The 2,345-nt window shown below is 36.2% G+C and carries 2 protein-coding genes; both read right to left on the bottom strand.

Translation table 11 applies throughout. From position 1 onward, the window contains the following. Positions 1-232: 232 nt before the first annotated feature. Complete coding sequence (locus H7254_RS16960) at positions 233-313, bottom strand: YccF domain-containing protein (protein ID WP_367875454.1); 81 nt, start codon at positions 311-313, stop codon at positions 233-235. A gap of 229 nt (positions 314-542) precedes the next feature. Then, a partial coding sequence (locus H7254_RS16955; RefSeq protein ID WP_301934096.1) for an AIPR family protein occupies positions 543-2,345 on the bottom strand: 1,803 nt, incomplete at its 5' end.

Raw genomic sequence — 2,345 nt, 5'->3', positions numbered from 1 at the left:
GCATAAGCAAGGTAAAAAATGCCTGCTTATTGTATGGGGGAGATTTGTTGCAAAAAAGAAGTTCGGGTATATTAACTCAAAATTGGAAAAACTATTTTTTATAAATAATACTGCTGATACTAAATAAATAGCAATAGGCCTGCTTTGCGTTCCCGCCCTCGTTTCACAGCACGAACCATTTTAATGTACAATTCCGGTTAATGGCGTAAAACCCTGGCGGTATTTTACCGTATTACTTTACAAAAGGCATCGTCGAAATTTCGATGAGCTTAAAATGCTGGCGGGCAAAGGGAATGCCGATGATCGCCAACAATGCTAAAGCCGTGAGCGTGCTACCAGCAGTTTGTACCTATTCTTCAATGCCGCCGGGAAGAATTTTCTAGACGTCATTCATACCTGTAAAATTATTACCCTTGATAGCGTGGTGGGTTTTTTCTGTGTATTGTATTCAGCGGCGGGTTAGATGGTGAGAGAATTATCTTTTTTTAGTGGATGCGGTGAAAAGCTGGCGGGACAGCAGACCACCTGGTGGGAGACTTTTTTTATGGGGTTATGTCTTGTTCCGAAAGTAATTTAGGTGCATGCTCAATAACCACCTCCCATATTTTTAAACCCATTATCCTTTCATGATTAGTAAGCTTATTATTATTTTTTAAACGCATCGAAATATTCCATGCCCCTGTTTGCTGGTTTGGAGTTAGTAATTCGGTAGCCTTCCCCCATTCTTCCATATTTCTCCACATTTTAGGAGAAATAGATTTAAGCTTGTCCAACTCTTCCTTAATTTGAGAAGCTTCTGATTCTTCTTCTGTAATTTTTTTTCTTTGCGAATTACTTTTAGAATCCTGCATATCTACTCTTATCGAATCTATATCAATATCTAATTTTAATTTTTTCAGTTGTTCCCAACATTCTTCCCTCTTTGCCCATTCGCCGTATAATGATCCAGGAGCATTCTTCTTAATAAAGTTTTCAACCTGTTGCATCAACTTAAATAACAAATCCTTCAGTTCCCGGGAAATCGACTGTGCTTTCCAGATTTTATATAAATCCAATTTACCCTTTGTTATGAAAGTTAGATATGCAATTGAATAAGGTACCGTGATGTATCTCATATCACCTATCGAATTTGGTTTTACACCATATGCTTTTTCAGTGGCCCGGAACAATATAGCTTTTGCAATTACATCTTCAAAGTAGATACTATCCGTTTTTTTAACCAGATTATGATTCATGAATTGAACATAATTTTTTTGATTTCCTCTTACTACATAATGGGGGCCCACTAGCATCTTTTTACCTTCAATTATTTCCTGATAAGAATTTATGTATTTTGCCACGTCCTCTTTAGAAAATACCTGGGACTTGGGATTTTTTAAATCAAATGCATTTTGCTTTGCCTTTGAAAAACCTTCTTTATTTCTTGCGTTTTTATATTGACCTCTCGCTCTGTCGTAAAACCATCTTGTTTGGATTGCCCTGCCTTCAATAGGTGGCGCCCAGATAGTTCTTGAAAGCTTTTCCATCTCAATATGGTACGGCCTGTTTGAACTTAAGTCTGACACTGAAACCTTATTTTGAGTATTTGCGTACTGTGAAATCTGGCTTACAATATCACTGAAATTAGCCTTATCTTTTACTACCGATAATTTGACCTGTACATGAATTCCTGAAACATCCTTTTTATCCTTTTTCCAAGTATGATAAATAGAAGCAGTTGTTTGACCGCCATTTACAATTTGGAAGTCACTGACCTTAGTAATCACAAACCCATTTCCGTTCTCTGCCTTTTCAATTTCTACTGAATCAGCAGTTGCAGCAATTCCATTATTAAACGCTAAAAACATATGAGGTTCTTTAAGAATGGTATTTCTGATTCCACTATTTACCTTTCCAGTAAATTGTAAAAAGGAGCGAACATTCTGTTCAAGTAGCCTTGCTCCGTAACGTTCGTAAATATTTACAAGTGCGTCACCGGAGATGATTGCCAGATAAGACTGATACTCCTTATTTACCAAAGGAGATTTAATACATGGTAAATAAAAACCATCATCTTTAAAATCAATTTCAATTGGCAGGTGTGTTTTCTCTGAAATGTTGTATAGGTAATTAATGTCAGCTACTTTAAAAAAAATAGGATATCCAGATATCGTTTTTGTTCCAGGAATCTCCCCTGTATAAATTCCATCAGTAATTAAAATGGCATTTACTCTTACCAGATTTTCTTTTAATAAGGCAGAGTCACTCAGCGTATGTGCAAGGTCAAATATCTCTGATGACTCTTCCAATTCACCTGCAAAATCTTTGAATTTTGCCTTTCTGAAAAAATTTACAATAAGGGTTGC

Origin of the sequence: Ferruginibacter sp., from assembly GCF_014377975.1 — a bacterium.
Classification (GTDB): Bacteria; Bacteroidota; Bacteroidia; order Chitinophagales; family Chitinophagaceae; genus Ferruginibacter.
The sequence above is the reverse complement of the archived record's forward strand: the minus strand, read 5'-3'. Positions and strand labels throughout refer to the sequence as shown.